General features: G+C 70.3%; 11 protein-coding genes. 5 read left to right on the top strand and 6 right to left on the bottom strand.

The window, feature by feature from the left end:
• Positions 1–23 precede the first annotated feature (23 nt).
• Both AC06FP_RS09720 and AC06FP_RS09715 read right to left on the bottom strand, forming a co-directional pair.
• The gene (locus AC06FP_RS09720) at positions 24–3,107 is read right to left on the bottom strand and encodes a TonB-dependent receptor domain-containing protein (protein WP_478075340.1); all 3,084 of its coding nucleotides are present in this window, start codon (positions 3,105–3,107) and stop codon (positions 24–26) included.
• 210 nt (positions 3,108–3,317) lie between these two features.
• On the bottom strand, positions 3,318–4,925 hold the full coding sequence (locus AC06FP_RS09715) for an N-acyl-D-amino-acid deacylase family protein (protein WP_478075339.1): 1,608 nt from the start codon (positions 4,923–4,925) through the stop codon (positions 3,318–3,320).
• A 173-nt stretch (positions 4,926–5,098) separates the two neighbouring features.
• On the opposite strand from AC06FP_RS09715, the gene AC06FP_RS09710 reads away from it, so the two are divergent.
• From AC06FP_RS09710 to AC06FP_RS09700, 3 genes are read left to right on the top strand one after another with little or no spacing between them, the layout of a single operon-like run.
• A complete protein-coding gene (locus AC06FP_RS09710) occupies positions 5,099–5,296 on the top strand; it encodes a zinc-finger domain-containing protein (RefSeq protein ID WP_456118234.1) in 198 nt (65 codons plus the stop codon).
• 8 nt (positions 5,297–5,304) lie between these two features.
• Positions 5,305–6,417: a glycosyltransferase gene (locus AC06FP_RS09705; protein ID WP_456118235.1), complete on the top strand. Its 1,113-nt coding sequence runs from the start codon at positions 5,305–5,307 to the stop codon at positions 6,415–6,417.
• Entirely contained in the window at positions 6,398–7,744 is a 1,347-nt protein-coding gene (locus tag AC06FP_RS09700) for an O-antigen ligase family protein (RefSeq protein ID WP_478075338.1), read from the top strand. The genes AC06FP_RS09705 and AC06FP_RS09700 overlap by 20 nt, the downstream gene beginning before the upstream one ends.
• On the opposite strand, the gene AC06FP_RS09695 is transcribed toward AC06FP_RS09700, so the two are convergent.
• Positions 7,726–8,655 (bottom strand): LpxL/LpxP family Kdo(2)-lipid IV(A) lauroyl/palmitoleoyl acyltransferase, encoded by a 930-nt coding sequence (locus AC06FP_RS09695; RefSeq protein ID WP_456118237.1) that lies wholly within the window; start codon positions 8,653–8,655, stop codon positions 7,726–7,728. The two genes, AC06FP_RS09700 and AC06FP_RS09695, sit on opposite strands and share 19 nt — an antisense overlap.
• Before the next feature lie 122 nt (positions 8,656–8,777).
• Here AC06FP_RS09695 and waaA point away from each other — a divergent pair, with 122 nt between their 5' ends.
• A complete protein-coding gene (waaA, locus tag AC06FP_RS09690) occupies positions 8,778–10,073 on the top strand; it encodes a lipid IV(A) 3-deoxy-D-manno-octulosonic acid transferase (protein ID WP_478075337.1) in 1,296 nt (431 codons plus the stop codon).
• A gap of 149 nt (positions 10,074–10,222) precedes the next feature.
• Here waaA and AC06FP_RS09685 read toward each other — a convergent pair whose 3' ends face one another.
• The 3 genes from AC06FP_RS09685 to AC06FP_RS09675 all read right to left on the bottom strand — a co-directional run bounded on the left by AC06FP_RS09685 (position 10,223) and on the right by AC06FP_RS09675 (position 13,049).
• Positions 10,223–11,581, bottom strand: coding sequence for a TolC family outer membrane protein (locus tag AC06FP_RS09685; RefSeq protein WP_478075336.1), 1,359 nt, complete (start codon positions 11,579–11,581; stop codon positions 10,223–10,225).
• Between the two features lie 24 nt (positions 11,582–11,605).
• Entirely contained in the window at positions 11,606–12,253 is a 648-nt protein-coding gene (locus AC06FP_RS09680; RefSeq protein WP_456118240.1) for a protein-L-isoaspartate O-methyltransferase family protein, read from the bottom strand.
• A 130-nt stretch (positions 12,254–12,383) separates the two neighbouring features.
• A complete protein-coding gene (locus AC06FP_RS09675) occupies positions 12,384–13,049 on the bottom strand; it encodes a TetR/AcrR family transcriptional regulator (RefSeq protein WP_478075335.1) in 666 nt (221 codons plus the stop codon).
• Positions 13,050–13,152: 103 nt separating this feature from the next.
• On the opposite strand from AC06FP_RS09675, the gene AC06FP_RS09670 reads away from it, so the two are divergent.
• Positions 13,153–14,274, top strand: coding sequence for an efflux RND transporter periplasmic adaptor subunit (locus AC06FP_RS09670; RefSeq protein ID WP_478075334.1), 1,122 nt, complete (start codon positions 13,153–13,155; stop codon positions 14,272–14,274).
• The last annotated feature ends 2 nt before the right edge of the window (positions 14,275–14,276 follow it).

Raw genomic sequence — 14,276 nt, 5'->3', positions numbered from 1 at the left:
CGCCGCGTGATGGCCGCGTCCGCTCAGTCGAAGGACTTGGTCAGGGTCAGGTAATAGCCGCGGCCCAGCGCATTGTGCAGTGACGAGTAGAAGCCCAGGCTGCGGGCGGACAGCGGCGGGTCGCGGTCGGTGACGTTGCGCACGGTCAGGCGCACGCTGCTGTTGTCCAGCAGGTTGCCGACCTTGCCGAAGCGGCGTTCCAGCCACAGGTTGGTGGTGGTCCAGGCCGGGATCCGGTACAGCGTGCCGTCGGCCAGCTGCGCATCGCTTGAATCGAAGGCGCCGACATGGCGCACGAAGGTACCCACGCTCCAGTCGCGGTAGCGCCAGCTGGCGTTGAACGAGGCGCGCCATTCCGGGGTGCCGTTGATGCCCAGCAGGTTGCCGGCGCTGCGGATGGTGAAGCCGCTGCTGATCAGCCCGGACTGCTGCGCCTGCTCGATCATGCTTTCCAGGTCCGAGGGCATCTGCGTCTGCTCGATCAGCCGGCTGGCGTCGAGGCTGGCATTGAAGGTGCCGAAGCGGTCGCTGCGCAGCCGCCAGGACAGGCCGAAGTCGATGCCGCGGGTAAGGCGGGGCAGGCGGTTGGTGTACTGGTCGCGCACCTGCAGCACGTTGCCGACCGCCTCCAGCCCGGTGCCGGCGAAGTTGTCGCGCTTGGCGTCGTCGGGCTCCTCGCGCAGCACGTTGGGGTTGTACGACCCTTGCATGCGCAGCAGGTAGTCCAGCGCCAGGTGGGTCTGCTCGCCGGTGACGGCGATCATGTCCTCCTGTTCGATGGACCAGTAGTCCATGGTGAAGGTGAACTGCCCGGCCGTGCGCGGCAGGAAGCGTGGCTGGAACACCATGCCCGCCGACCACGCCTCCGAGGTCTCCGGTTTCAGGTCGAGGTTGCCCTCGCGCACCGCCTGGGTGCTGTACGACTTGCCGCACTGGCTGAAGCTGGCGATGCGGCCGGCGCGCACGTCGGCTTCGCACTGGTAGTAGTCCAGGCGGCTGTTGCTGACCACGGTGCCGTCCGAATACATCTGCAGGATGTTGGGCGCCAGGAAGCTGGTGGACCAGTTGCCACGCAGCATGAAGCCGTCGAACACGTCCCAGGCCAGCGCGACCTTCGGATTGGAGACGTTGCCGAAGTCCGAATAGTGCTCCCAGCGCCCGGCGATCTGCAGGTCCAGCGAACGCACCAGCGGGATGCCCATGTCCGGCTTCACCAGCGGCACCGCGAACTCGACGTAGGCAGAGGCCACGTTGCGGTCGCCGCTGGTATTGCCGGCCGGGCTGGCGCCGAGCACGTCCGAGGTGATGTCGCCGGTCAGCGGATTGGTATAGGTGAGGGTGCCGTTCATGCGGTCGTCGCGCTCGTCGGCCAGCGTCTCGCGCCGCCACTCGGCGCCGAAGGACAGGCCCACGTCGCCGGCGGGCAGGGCGAACAGCTGCTCGCGGGTGAAGCGCGTGTCCACCTGGAACAGCGAGGCGGTGGCGCGGCGTTTCACCGGCACCAGGAAGCTGGCGATGGTGGCCGGGTCGTTGGGCGCGTTGCTGGGCGCCGACCAGTCCTGCAGGTTGCCGCCGCCGAAGGGGTTGTAGGCGCCGGGGTCGTTGCGCGCCAGCGCCTGCGAGAACAGGGTGTTGCTGATCGAGCCGTGCTGGGTATCCAGGGTGGTGGCGCGCGAATACAGCACGGCGCTCTCCCAGTCGAAGCCTGCCAGCAGGCCGCGCACGCCCGCCATGACGCGGTAGGAGTCGTCGTCGACCGTGTACGGGCGCGTGGTTTCGGTGGCGCGGTAGTTGCTGATGCGCAGGTCCACGCCTTCGTCGGCGATGTTCAGGCCGGGCAGGCGGTTGGGGTTGAGCGAGCCGTCGGCCAGGTACTTCGCGCCGAACGGATTCCAGTAGTTGGACGCGGGCACGATGATCGGCGCGGCGGCGAGCGAGGCGGCCTGCTCGCGCATGCCTTCGTACTTCGACTGGTAGTAGTTCAGTTCACCGAAGGCGACGAAGTTGTCGTCGATGTCGTGCTCGAGGGTGCCGAACAGGTTGTTGCGGCCCAGCCCGCCCATCAGGTAACGCTGCGAATTGGCGTTGAAGCGCAGCGGACGGTCGATGGCGGTGCTCTGCGCGCCGGTCTGGATGCAGACGTCGTCGTTGAGCAGGGTGGCGCAGCCGTTGGGGATGGGCTCGATATGGAAGCTGCCGCTGCTGTTGGTGATGTTCTTCCCGTTCTGCTTGACCTGGCGGCCGTTGACGGTCTGGAACACGCCCCACGCGCTGGACGTGGTGCGGTCGTCGAACGCGGTCATGCCTTCCCAAGGCGTGCCGACCATGAAATCCGTGTGGTCCTGGTTGGCCGAGTAGTCGCGCTCGGAAGCCTCCATCACGCTGCGATAGGTGTGCCCGCCCAGCACGGTGACGCGGGTGCGGCCGTCGTTGAACCAGTGCCCGGCCTTGAAGTTGAGGTTGCCCTGGCGGAAGTCCGTGCCCTCCGATCCCCCGTACTGGCCCTGGATCTTCAGGCCCTGGAAATGCGTGTCCATCACCACGTTCATCACGCCGGCCACGGCGTCGGAACCGTACAGCGCCGAGGCGCCGCCCAGCAGCGTTTCCATGCGTTTCACGCCGTACAGCGGGATGGCGTTGATGTTGGCGGTCTGCCGCGGAACGAAGTTCTCGGTCTGGGTGCCGGGGTGGTTGACCATGCGCCGGCCGTTGACCAGCAGCAGGGTATTGCCGGTGCCGAGGTTGCGCAGGTTGACCGAGCCCACGTCGCCGCGCGCGGCGTTGAGGTTCGATGCGGTGTCGGTGTTGTCGAACATCATGTCGCCCACCTGCGGCAGGCTCTGCAGCAGATCCTCGCCGGACACCGCGCCGGTGGCCTGGATGTCTTCTTCCGAAACGGTGTTCACCGGCAGCATGCCGGTCTGGCTGTTGCCGGCGAAGCGGCTGCCGACCACGACCACGCTGTCGAGCGTGGTGGCCTTGGTCTGCTGCGGATCGTCGCCGGCCGCGGCCGCGGGCGATGCCTGTTCCTGCGCGGCGGCCGCGTCCATGGCGATGGCCGATGCGAGCATGAGGCTCAGGACGGAAAGAGCGGGTTGCGGTTTCATCGTGCGTTTTCCCCTTGCATGGACGCGGAACATCCGCATGCCCGGATGGTAGCCACGGATGTACGCGCGCAGGCTTTCCGTTGCGTCGGTCGGGCATAGCTTGCGGTTATCGCGCGTGGGCGCGCTGCGCGCACGGCAAAGGCGCAACGCAGGCGCTGCAACGCGGGTGCGGTGCGGGTGGCCGGCATCGCGCCGCCGCCACCCTCGCGGTCAGGGGCAGGTGCCCGGCGGCGGCGAATGCCGCAGTACGCGGCCAGCAAGCGCGTCGGTCTGCACGTCGTCCTCGATGGCGATGACGCCGTTGACCAGCAGCAGGGCGACGCCGGAAGACAGCTCGCGCGGATGCAGGTAGTCGGCGTGCGGCATGAACCGCTGCGGGTCGAACACCACCACGTCCGCGAAGAACCCCGGCCGCAGTTCGCCGCGTTCCCGCAGGCCCAGGATGCGCGCGGTCAGCGCCGTGGAGCGGTGGATGAAGTCCTCCGTGCTCAGCACGCCCAGCTCGCGCACGTAGCGCTGGTACTTCAGCGGAAAGCTGGCGTACTGCCGCGGGTGTCCATCGTTGCCGTCGGAGCTGGTGACCATCCACGGCTGGCGCATCAGCCGCTGCACGTCGTCCTCGTCCATGTTGAACGAGGCCACCGAGCCGCTGTTCCGGTCCGGATGGTCGATGCCGTGCTCGATGATGCGCAGCGCCGCATCGATCGGGTCCAGCTTCCATTGGCCAGCCATCGCCGCCAGCGTCCTGCCGGTCCACTCCTGCCCGGCGGAGATCAGCAGCAGGGCCCCGGCGCCGCCGCGACGCTGCAGGTTTTCGCGCATCGCGGTACGGATGCGTTCGCGCTGCGCGTGATCCTGCAGCCGTTCCCGCAGCGCGGCGTTGCCGCCGTCCACGGCCCAGCGCGGCAGCAGCGCGGCGGTGATGCCGGTCCCCGACGCCAGCCACGGGTACTGGTCGGCGGTGACCCGCTGCCCCTGCGCGCGGGCCTGCTCCACCAGTTCCACCAGCGCCGGCGCCATGCCGTGCACGTCGGTGCCCAGCGCCTTCAGGTGCGCGATGTGCACCGGCAGCCCCGCCTCGCGGCCGATGGACAGGGCCTCGCGCGTGGAGGCGAGCAGGCCGATGTCGTAGGACGACTCGTCGCGCTGGTGCGTGTCGTACAGCCCGCCGCGGACCGCCGCCTCGCGCGCCAGCGCCACCACTTCGTCGCGGCCGGCGAAACTCTGCGGCGCGTAGAACAGCCCGGTGGAAAAGCCCAGCGCGCCCTCGCACATGCCCTGCGCCACCAGTTCGCGCATGCGCTGCAGCTCCGCGGCCGTCGGCGCGCGCGCGGCATGGCCGAGCACGGCGCGCCGCACCGGGCCGAAACCGACATAGGGGACGAGGTTGGTGCCGACCCCGGCGCGGGCGAATTCCGCGCTTTCGCGGGCCACCTCCGGGGTACCGCCGCCGTCCACGCCATGGGCGATGGTGGTCACGCCCTGATACTGCCACGGTGCATTGCGGCGCACGCCCGCATCATCCGAGCGGATATAGGTGTAGGGATGGGTGTGCGGATCGATGAAGCCGGGCGCGACTATCCTGCCGGTGGCGTCGATGGTGCGCATGGCCGTGTAGCGCCTGCCGGCACCGGGGCCGACCGCGACCACCCGGTCGCCGGCGACGACCACGTCGCCGACCACCGCCGGCGCGCCGCTGCCGTCATGGACGTACCCGCCGGCGATCACCAGGTCGGCCGCCTGGCGGGCCGCGGCCCGGCCAGGGGAGCACAGCGACAGCAGGGCGATGGCGGCGGCAAGACGGACGATGGGCGGCACGGCGATTCCCCGGACGGCGCGATGGATGCCAGGCCACCATAGGAGGGCGCCGCCGCCCGGACCACTGAAAAGAGTGGCGACGGGCATGGCGCGCGGTTATGCCCGGCCAGGCTCATGCCCTGTCCGGCGCTGCTAGAATTGGCCGGTCCCGGTTTTCCTGTGTGAATGACGCCATGAGCCATACCGCCACCGCGCCCGCCAACGCGCAGAAACGCTACAACGTGCACCGTGCCGACCTGCCGTTGAGCTGCCCGACGCCGGAGATGGCGCTGTGGAATTCGCATCCGCGGGTCTACCTGCCGATCGAGAACGAACCCAACGGCGAAGCCGCCTGCCCGTACTGCGGCGCGGTGTTCGTGCTGGTCGACTGAACGCCCGCATGCGCCGCCTGACCGTGGTGCAGTTGCTGCCGGCGCTGCACTCCGGTGGCGTCGAGCGCTCGACGCTGGAAATCGCCCAGGCGCTGGTGGAGGCGGGGCATCGCGCCATCGTGGTCTCCGCCGGCGGTCGCCTGGTGCAGCCGCTGCTGGATGCCGGCGCCGAACACCTGGCGCTGGACATCGGCCGCAAGTCGCTGCTGACCCTGCGCCACGTGGTGTCGCTGCGGCGGCTGTTCGCCGAGACCGGCGCGGACATCGTGCACGCGCGTTCGCGGCTGCCGGCCTGGCTGGGCTGGCACGCGCTGCGCGGCCTGCCGCGCGAGCGGCGTCCGCACTGGGTCACGACCATGCATGGGCTGAACTCGCCGGGCCGCTACAGCGGCATCATGGCCAGCGGCGAACGGGTGATCTGCGTGTCCAGGACCGTGCGCGACTACCTGCTCGCGCATTACCCGGCCACCGACCCGCAGCGCCTGCGGGTGGTTCCGCGCGGCGTGGACCCGGCGCAGTTCCCGCACGTGGCGTCCACCGACCGTCGCCCGCGGCTGGCGGTGGACGCCCTGCATCCGGCGCTGGCCGGCGGCGGACCGCTGCTGCTGCTGCCCGGCCGCGGCACGCGCCTGAAGGGGCATGCGCACGCGCTGCGCCTGCTGGCGGCGCTGCATGCGCAATCGGTGCCGGCGCGGCTGTGGATGCCCGGTGCGCGCGAACCCGGGCGCGAGGCCTACGTGCGCGGGCTCGAGCAACAGGCCGCGGCGCTGGGCATCGCCGACGCACTCGCCATCACCGGGCCGACGGCGCGGATCGCACAGGCCTATGCGGCCAGCGACCTGGTGCTGCAGCTGTCGGACAAGCCCGAAGCGTTCGGCCGCACCGTGCTGGAAGCGCTGGCCGTGGGCCGCCCGGTGCTGGGCTGGGACCACGGCGGCGTGGGCGAACTGCTGGCCGAACTGCAGCCCGGCGGCGCGGTACCCAGGGGCGATGCGACGGCGTTGGCGGCGCGCGCCCTGGAACTGCTGCGGCAACCGCCGTCGCTGCCGCGACGGATTCCCTACACCCTGCGCGCGATGCAGCGCGCGACGCTGGATATCTATGGCGAACTTGTCGGTTGATTCCCGCCCGCCGTCCGCGACGCTTCCTGGGAAGTGGGCGCCGGCCTGGGTGATTGCCTTCGTCGCGGCGTGGCCGGCGCCCGGCATCGCCGAGGCGGTGCTGGCGCTGGGTGCACTGTTCACCGCGTCGCGCCTGCTGCAGCTGCGGCTCAACGGCGGCATCCGCCCCCTGCTCAGCGTGCCGGCGTGGGCGCTGACCAGCGTGCTGTTCTTCGCCTACTGGCTGCCGCAGCTGCTGTCGGCGATCGGTGCGGCCGATCCGTCCAGGGCATGGGGCAAGGCGGCCGCGGGCCTGCGCTATCTGCCCTTCATGTGGCTGGTCGCCATCGCGGTGGCGACGGCGGCGCGGCGCCGCATCACCTTCACCGGGCTGGCGGTCATCGTCGCGGTGTGGGTGCTGGATGCATTGGCGCAGGCGGCGGCCGGAACCAGCCCGCTGTTCTGGTCGATGGACCAGCTCAAATGGCTGGTCAACGGCCATGGCCTGTGCAGCGCCGAGGAAGTGGCGGCGGCGGACCGGCTCAGCGGCGTGTTCGGGCCCTGCAACCTGAAGTTCGGCCAGGTGCTGGCCAGCGTTTCGCCTTTCCTACTGTTCGCCAGCGCGTCGCGCTGGGGGCGCGCCGGCTGGTTGCTGTCGGCGCTGCTGGTCGGCGTGGTGATCGTCCTGGCCGGTTCGCGCGCGTCATGGATCACCTATGCGCTGGTGCTGCTGTTTTCCGGCTGGCGCCTGCTCGGCAGGAAGTGGATGGCGCTGGCGCTGCTGTCGGGCGCCTTGGGCATGGTGGTGCTGGCCGGCGTTTCCACGCAGGTGCGCGAGCGCATCGCGCGCACCACGCTGGCGATGAGCGGCGATGCCGCCGGCGTCGACGCGGCGCTGTCCGGGCGCAGCCAGATCTGGTCGGCGGCGCTGTGCATGGTGCGGGAGAACCCGCTCAACGGCGTGGGCGTGCGCGAGTTCCGCAACGCCTATCCGCACTGCGATCCGGCGGCCGGGCAGCAGGCCGCTTGGGGCGCGGGGCCGGCCTTCCACGCGCACCAGATCGTGCTGGAAATCCTGGCCGAAACCGGCCTGCTGGGGCTGTTGCTGTGGCTGGCCGGTGCGGCGATGGCATGGCGGGCCTGGCGCTATGCCGATGAGGCGGCGCGCGCGCGCGCGCGTCCGGCCGCGCTCGCGCTGGCGGTGACGGTATTCCCGTTCAACACCCACCTGGCGTTCTATTCGGCGTTCTGGGGCAGCCTGACCCTGCTGTTGGCGGCGCTGTTCGCCGGCGCGCTGCTGGCCGTATCCGACGACGCGGACGCGGGCGTTCAGCGCTTCCGTTCGTAGAAGCGGCTGCGCCCTTCCGGCTGCCGCTTGAAGCGGCGGTGGATCCACAGGTACTGCGCCGGCGCCTCGCGCACCATGTCCTCGATGGCGGCATTGACGCGCGCGGTGTCGGCGACCGCGTCTTCGGTGGGGAAATCCGGCAGCGGCGGGGCGATCTTCAACAGGTAGCGCCCGCCCTCGCGGCGATGGAAGTAGGGCACCACGGCGCAGCCGGTCAGGCGCGCGAACTGGTGCGTGGCGGTGATGGTGGACGCCGGCATGCCGAAGAACGGCACGAACACCGAATCCTTGCCGCGCATGTCCTGGTCGGGCGCGTACCAGAGGAAACCGCCCTTCTTCAGGTGGCGCACGGTGGCGCGGATGTCCTCGTTGGCGAACATCGCGCACGCATAACGCAGGCGGCCGCGCTTGACCGCCCATTCCATCACCGGATTGCGGTAGCGGCGGTACATGCCGGCCAGCGGCACGTGGTCGCACAGCAGGCGCCCGCACATCTCCAGGGTCATGAAGTGGCCGGAGACCAGCAGCACGCCGCGTCCTTCGGCCTGCAATGCCCGCAGGTGTTCCAGCCCTTCGATCTGCACCCGCGGGCGGATGGCGTCGATGCCGCCCCACCAGGCGCGCGCGAACTCGAAGATGCCCACGCCCAGCGCATCGAAGCTGTCGCGCAGCAGTTGCCGGCGCCAGGCCTCGTCCTGTCCGGGAAAGCACAGGCGGATGTTCACTTCGGCGGCATGCCGGCGGGAGCGGGCCAGGTGCAGCGCCAGCCAGCCGATGCCGCGGCCGATCGCACGCTGCAGGAACCAGGGCAGGCGCGCGCCGAGCATGGCCAGCGCCAGCCAGGCGAACGTCGGCCAGTGGCGGGGCTGCCACAGCGGTGGGCGGGTGGCGGTGGTGGGGCTGTCGGACATGGGGGGATTCTAATGAGGAACGCGTGCAGAAGAACGGGAACAGGTGGAAGCGGCTGTGCCGGGACGGTTGCTTTCACCCGTTTCCCCCCCACTCGTTCCCCGCACCTAGGTATCCTCGCCGCATGCGCAAGGATCCCGTCGAACTGCTGCTGCGGGGCCTGTATTCGGCCCTGCTGTACCTGCTGCTGCCCATCACCGTCTATCACCTGGTCTGGCGCGGTTTCCGCGTGCGCGAATACTTCCAGCGCTGGGACGAACGCTATGCGTCCTATCCGGAGAGCGGCCACCGGCCCTGCGTCTGGCTGCACGCGGTGTCGGTGGGCGAGGTCAATGCCGCCGCGCCGGTGGTGAACGCACTGCGCCGGCAGCGTCCGGACATCCGCTGGGTCATCACCACCATCACCCCGACCGGGTCGCAGCGGGTGCGCGCGCTGTGGGGCGAGGCGGTGGACCATGTCTACCTGCCGTACGACGTGCCGGGCAGCGCCGGGCGTTTCCTCGACCATTTCCGCCCGAGCCTGGCGCTGATCCTGGAAACCGAGCTGTGGCCGAACCTGCTGTTCGGCTGCCGCGACCGCGGCATTCCGGTCTACATCCTCAACGCGCGGCTGTCGGCACGGTCGCTGAAGGGCTACCGGCTGTTGCGGCCGCTGGTGGGGCGCGCGCTGCGCACGGTGGCCTGCGTGGCCGCGCAGTCGCGCGAGGATGCGCGCCGTTTCGTCGTGCTGGGCGCACGACAGGAGCAGGTCTGCGCGCTGGGCAACCTGAAGTTCGACATCCATCCGCCGGACCCGGCGCCGCTGCTCGTCGCCTTCCACGCGCATGTGCCGGCCGGGCGCGTGGTGTGGATCGCCGCGAGCACGCACGAGGGCGAAGAGCAGGCGGTCATCGACCTGCATGCGCGCGTGCTGGAGCGCCATCCCGACGCCCTGCTGCTGTGGGCGCCGCGGCACCCGGAGCGGTTCGGCAAGGTGGAAGCGTCGGTGCGGGCGCAGGGCTGGCGCGTGGCCACCCGCAGCGCGGAGCGTTGGCCAGGCGCGGACACGCAGGTGTTCGTGATCAACACGCTGGGCGAACTGGTGCCGTTCTTCGCCTGCGCGCAGGTGGCCTTCGTCGGCGGCAGCCTGCAGGCCATCGGCGGGCACAACCTGCTGGAGCCGGCGGCGATGGGCGCGGCGGTGATCACCGGTCCGCACCTGCACAACTTCGCCGAGATCTCGCGGCGCATGAGCGAAGCGGGCGCGCTGCGCATCCTCGAGGACGCCGCCCGGCTCGGCGACGAACTGCTGCATCTGCTGGGCGACGCGCCGGCCCGCCAGCGGATGGTCGAGGCCGGCGCCGAACTGGTCGCCAATGGCCGCGGCGCGCTGGAACGGACGCTGGAGCTGATCGGGCCGCGCCTGCCGGCACCGGAGTAGGTGCGGGGCCGGCCCCGCAGGAACGTCGCCGGAGGTCCATGCGGGCGAGCCCCGCATCTACAGAACCCGGCATCGCCGGTGGTTGCGCCAAATACGGAAAAGGCGGGCCGAAGCCCGCCTTTTCCGTTTCCACGCCGGGTGCGGCGGGATTACTGCAGGTTGCCCGGCGCCAGCTGCGCTTCGGCATCCTGGGTCAGCAGGCGGTTGACGTCCTGCACCTCGGCCACGTCCAGCGCGCCGATGGCCTGGCTGAGCTGCAGGCGGCTGAGCAGGAAGTTGTAGCGGGCCTGGGCATAGTCGAGCTTGGCCTGGAACAGGGTGCGCTGGTTCTGCACCACGTCCAGCACGGTACGGGTACCGACTTCCAGGCCGACCTGCGAGGCATCGTAGGCGCTCTGCGCGGACACCACGGCCAGGCGGCGCGCCTCGACCTCGCTGATGCCGGCCACCACCGCCTGGTAGGCGTTGCGGGTATTGCGGTCCAGCGCGCGCTTCTGCTGCTCGTAGCCGTCCTGGGCCATGTCGCGCTGGGCCAGGGCCTGGCGCACGTAGGACTGGGTGGCGCCACCGGCGAAGATCGGCACGTTCAGGGTCAGGCCGATCGAGTTGGTGGTCGCATCCGGGCCGGACGACGAGGCGCCGACGCTGTCGCCCCAATTGGCGCTCTTGCCCCAGCTGCCGCCCAGGGTGAGGGTCGGGTAGTGGCCGCCGCGGGCGGCCGAGACGCTGGATTCGGCGGCGTTGACCTTCAGTTCCTGCGCCTTCAGCGCCGGGTTCTGCGCGATCGCATCGGCCACCAGCTTGTCGACGTCGCCGCGGTTGGCCGGCAGTTCCGGACGGAAATCCTCCGGCAGGCTGCGCAGGCCCTGCACCGGCTGGCCGGTCAGCTCGCTCAGCGCCTGGTAGGCGTCGGCCAGCGTATTGCGGGCGAGGATGGTGTTGGCGCGCGCCTGGTCGTACTGGGCGCGGGCTTCGTGCACGTCGGTGATCGGCGCCAGGCCCACTTCCAGGCGCTTGTCGGCGTAGTCGAACTGCTTCTTGGCCGCCGCTTCGTTGGTCTGCGCCGCGCTGAGCGATTCGATCGCCACCAGCACGTTGAAGTAGGTGGTGGCGGTGCGCACGATCAGGTCGTCGTTCGCCGATTCCAGGTCGAAGTCGGCCGCCTTGCTGATCTCGCGCTGCGCGCGCAGGTTGGCGAACTGGGTCCAGTTGAACAGGGTCTGCTCACCGTTGATGCCGTAACGGCGCGCGGTGCCGGTGGTCGATCCGCTGACGCCTTCCAGCGAAGTGCGGGTACGGTTCAGCGTGGCCTGGCCGTTGAGCGAGGGCAGCAGCGCCGCGCGCGCCTGCACCTGGCCTTCCTTGGTGTACAGCCGGTTGGACTCTGCGGAGGCCAGCTGCGGATCGCCGTTGCGGGCCATTTCGTAGACCTGCAGCAGGTCGGCGGCGTTGGCCGCCAGCGGCGAGAGGGCGACAGCCAGCGCAAGGGCGAGGGATCGGCGGATCATTGCGGCTTCCTTGGATGTAGCGGATCAGAGATGGAACTGCGGGGCCGGAGCGGCACCCTGCAGATAGTCGATGTCGGTTTCGAACAGGGACTGCACGCTGCCGTCGGCCTTGACCAGCACCGCTTCCATCACCGGCGAGCGGCCCTGCACGACGAACAGGCGGCCGCCGGGGCGCAGCCACTTCAGGATGTGCGCCGGCACGGCATCCACCGCGCCGGTGATGCAGATGGCGTCGAAGTGGCGCTGGGTCTGCCACTGCAGCGCGTCGGCGACCTCGATGCGCACGTTGGAGCCCAGCTTGGCGGCATCCAGGCTGGCGCGGGCGCGCTCGGCCAGTTCCGGCTGGATTTCCAGGCTCAGCACTTCACGCGCCAGTTCGCCCAGGCAGGCGCTGATGAAACCGCTGCCGGTGCCGATTTCCAGTACTTCGTCGCCCGGCTGCAGGTCCAGCGCCTGCAGCATGCGGCCTTCGACGACCGGCTTCATCATCTTCTGGCCATGGCCCAGCGGCAGTTCGATGTCGGCATAGGCCAGGGCCTTGTGCGACTCGGCCACGAAGGCTTCGCGCGGCAACCGCGCCAGGACGTCCAGCACGCGCAGGTCCAGCACGTCCCAGGGACGTACCTGCTGTTCGACCATCAGTTCGCGGGCGTGGGAGTAATCGATCGTCATGGTGTCTCGTCAATCCGGCGCAGTGGGCCGGCCATTTTACCGGTTGGCGCGGGCAGTGCGGGGCAAGCATCGCCGTGCCCGTGGCAGGTCCGCAGTGCCGGAAGTCATCACGACCTCCGGTTCGTTCAGGTTACGGGCGGGGCGCATAGGCGCGGATGAAGAAATCGACCGTGGTGGCGATGTGGGCATCGGCGTCGCGCTGCTCCGGTGCCGGGCACAGCCCGCACATCATGTGCGCGTGCAGCTCGCCCTTGATCAGGCAGAAGAACTGGCGCGCGGCCAGGTGCAGGTCGTCGATGGCCAGCTCGCCGCGCGCCACGCGGGCGCCGAGGAACTCGGCCAGCGCCATCTCGGTGCGCTGCGGGCCGGCCTGCCAGAACATCTGCCGGATCCGGTCGTCGGTCTCCGGCGTCATCATCATGCGCTGGGTGGCGATGGCCGCGTCGCTGCTGATCAGGGCGAAGAACGCCTGGCCGATGCCGCGCAGCTGGTCGCGCAGCGGGCCTTCGCTGTCGGTCACGAACAACTCGTCCGGCATCATCTCCGCGCACTTGGCCTGGATCGCCTCGGAGAACAGGGCCTCCTTGTCGCCGAAATGGCTGTAGACGGTGAGCTTGGAGACGCCGGCGCCGGCGGCGATGCCGTCCATGCTCACGCCGTTGAAACCCAGTTCGATGAACATTTCCTTGGCCGTTTCCAGGATCGCGGCGCGCTTGCCCAGGTCCTTGGGGCGGCCGGGACCGGCGCCGCGCGGGGCGGGCTTGCCGGAGGTGGGGGAGGACGGATGCGAAGACATGCGCGAATACTAGACCAATTGGTTTTGTATTTATACTATACCGCGTCGTTCAGTAATGGCGGCGAACCCGCCATCCCTTTCCCCCACCCTGCGATCCTCACCCATGAAAACTGCTCGATGGATTGGCGGTTCCCTGTTGTTGGCCCTGCTGGCCGCCTGCGGCAAATCCGAGCCCGCTCCCGCACATGCCGTACCGGTCCTGGTCGTCCACCCGCAGGGAGGTGGCGACGCCGTCACCGCCTATCCGGGCGAAGTACGGGCCCGCGAGGAAGCGGCGCTGTCGTTCCGGGTGGGGGGCAACCTGCTGCGGCGCGAGGTCGACGCCGGCCAGCGGGTGAAGAAGGGCCAGCTGCTGGCCGAACTGGACGTGGCCGATTACGCGCTGCAGGCGCGCGCGGCGCAGGCGCAGTACGCCGCCGCCGAAGCCGACCTGGTGCGCGCACGCGACGAGCACCGGCGCTATGCCGCGCTGGCCGGGCAGCAACTGGTCAGCCGTTCGGCGCTGGACGCGCAGACCGCCGCGCTGAAGGCGGCGCAGGGGCAGGCCGACGCGGCCCGTTCCAACCTGGACGTGGCCCGCAACCAGGCCGGCTATGCGCAGCTGCGCGCGCCCGCCGATGGCGTGATCGCCAGCCGCCAGGCCGAAGCCGGGCAGGTGGTCGCCGCCGGCCAGACCATCTATACGCTGGCGGCCGACGGCGCCCGCGAGGTCGCCATCGCCCTGCCGGAAAGCGGCATCCGCGATTTCGCGGTGGGCCAGGCGGTGGAAGTGGAACTGTGGAACAGCCCCGGCAGGCGCTGGCCCGGCACGATCCGCGAGATCGCGCCGGCCGCCGACGCGCAGGCGCGCACCTACGCCACGCGCGTGAGCCTGGCGGCCGAGGCGCTGGATGCGGTGGAACTGGGGCAGAGCGCGCGCGTCTACGTGGCCCACGGCAAGGGCGGCGCGCTGAGCGTGCCGCTGGCGGCGGTGCAGCCGGGCAAGGGCCCGCAGCAGGCTGGCGTGTGGGTGGTGGACCCGGCCAAGGGCATGCTGCAGCTGCGCGAGGTGCGGCTTGGCGCCTACGGTGCGGACAGCGTGCCGGTGCTGTCGGGCCTGCAGCCCGGAGACTGGGTGGTCGCCGCCGGCGGCCACCTGCTGCGCGAGGGGCATCCGGTGACGGCGGTGGACCGGGCCAACAAGCCGGTGCTGGCCGCCCCTGCTTCCGCCAGGCAGGAGGACTGAGG

This window comes from Stenotrophomonas sp. Steno-Z2 (assembly GCF_056393235.1).
This window is presented reverse-complemented; position numbering and strand designations above follow the sequence as displayed.

Coding starts and splice junctions, on each gene's coding strand:
- AC06FP_RS09720 (WP_478075340.1), bottom strand. CDS start 3,107: ATGAAACCGCAACCCGCTCTTTCCGTCCTGAGCCTCATGCTCGCATCG.
- AC06FP_RS09710 (WP_456118234.1), top strand. CDS start 5,099: ATGAGCCATACCGCCACCGCGCCCGCCAACGCGCAGAAACGCTACAAC.
- AC06FP_RS09705 (WP_456118235.1), top strand. CDS start 5,305: ATGCGCCGCCTGACCGTGGTGCAGTTGCTGCCGGCGCTGCACTCCGGT.
- AC06FP_RS09700 (WP_478075338.1), top strand. CDS start 6,398: ATGGCGAACTTGTCGGTTGATTCCCGCCCGCCGTCCGCGACGCTTCCT.
- AC06FP_RS09695 (WP_456118237.1), bottom strand. CDS start 8,655: ATGTCCGACAGCCCCACCACCGCCACCCGCCCACCGCTGTGGCAGCCC.
- waaA (WP_478075337.1), top strand. CDS start 8,778: ATGCGCAAGGATCCCGTCGAACTGCTGCTGCGGGGCCTGTATTCGGCC.
- AC06FP_RS09685 (WP_478075336.1), bottom strand. CDS start 11,581: ATGATCCGCCGATCCCTCGCCCTTGCGCTGGCTGTCGCCCTCTCGCCG.
- AC06FP_RS09680 (WP_456118240.1), bottom strand. CDS start 12,253: ATGACGATCGATTACTCCCACGCCCGCGAACTGATGGTCGAACAGCAG.
- AC06FP_RS09675 (WP_478075335.1), bottom strand. CDS start 13,049: ATGTCTTCGCATCCGTCCTCCCCCACCTCCGGCAAGCCCGCCCCGCGC.
- AC06FP_RS09670 (WP_478075334.1), top strand. CDS start 13,153: ATGAAAACTGCTCGATGGATTGGCGGTTCCCTGTTGTTGGCCCTGCTG.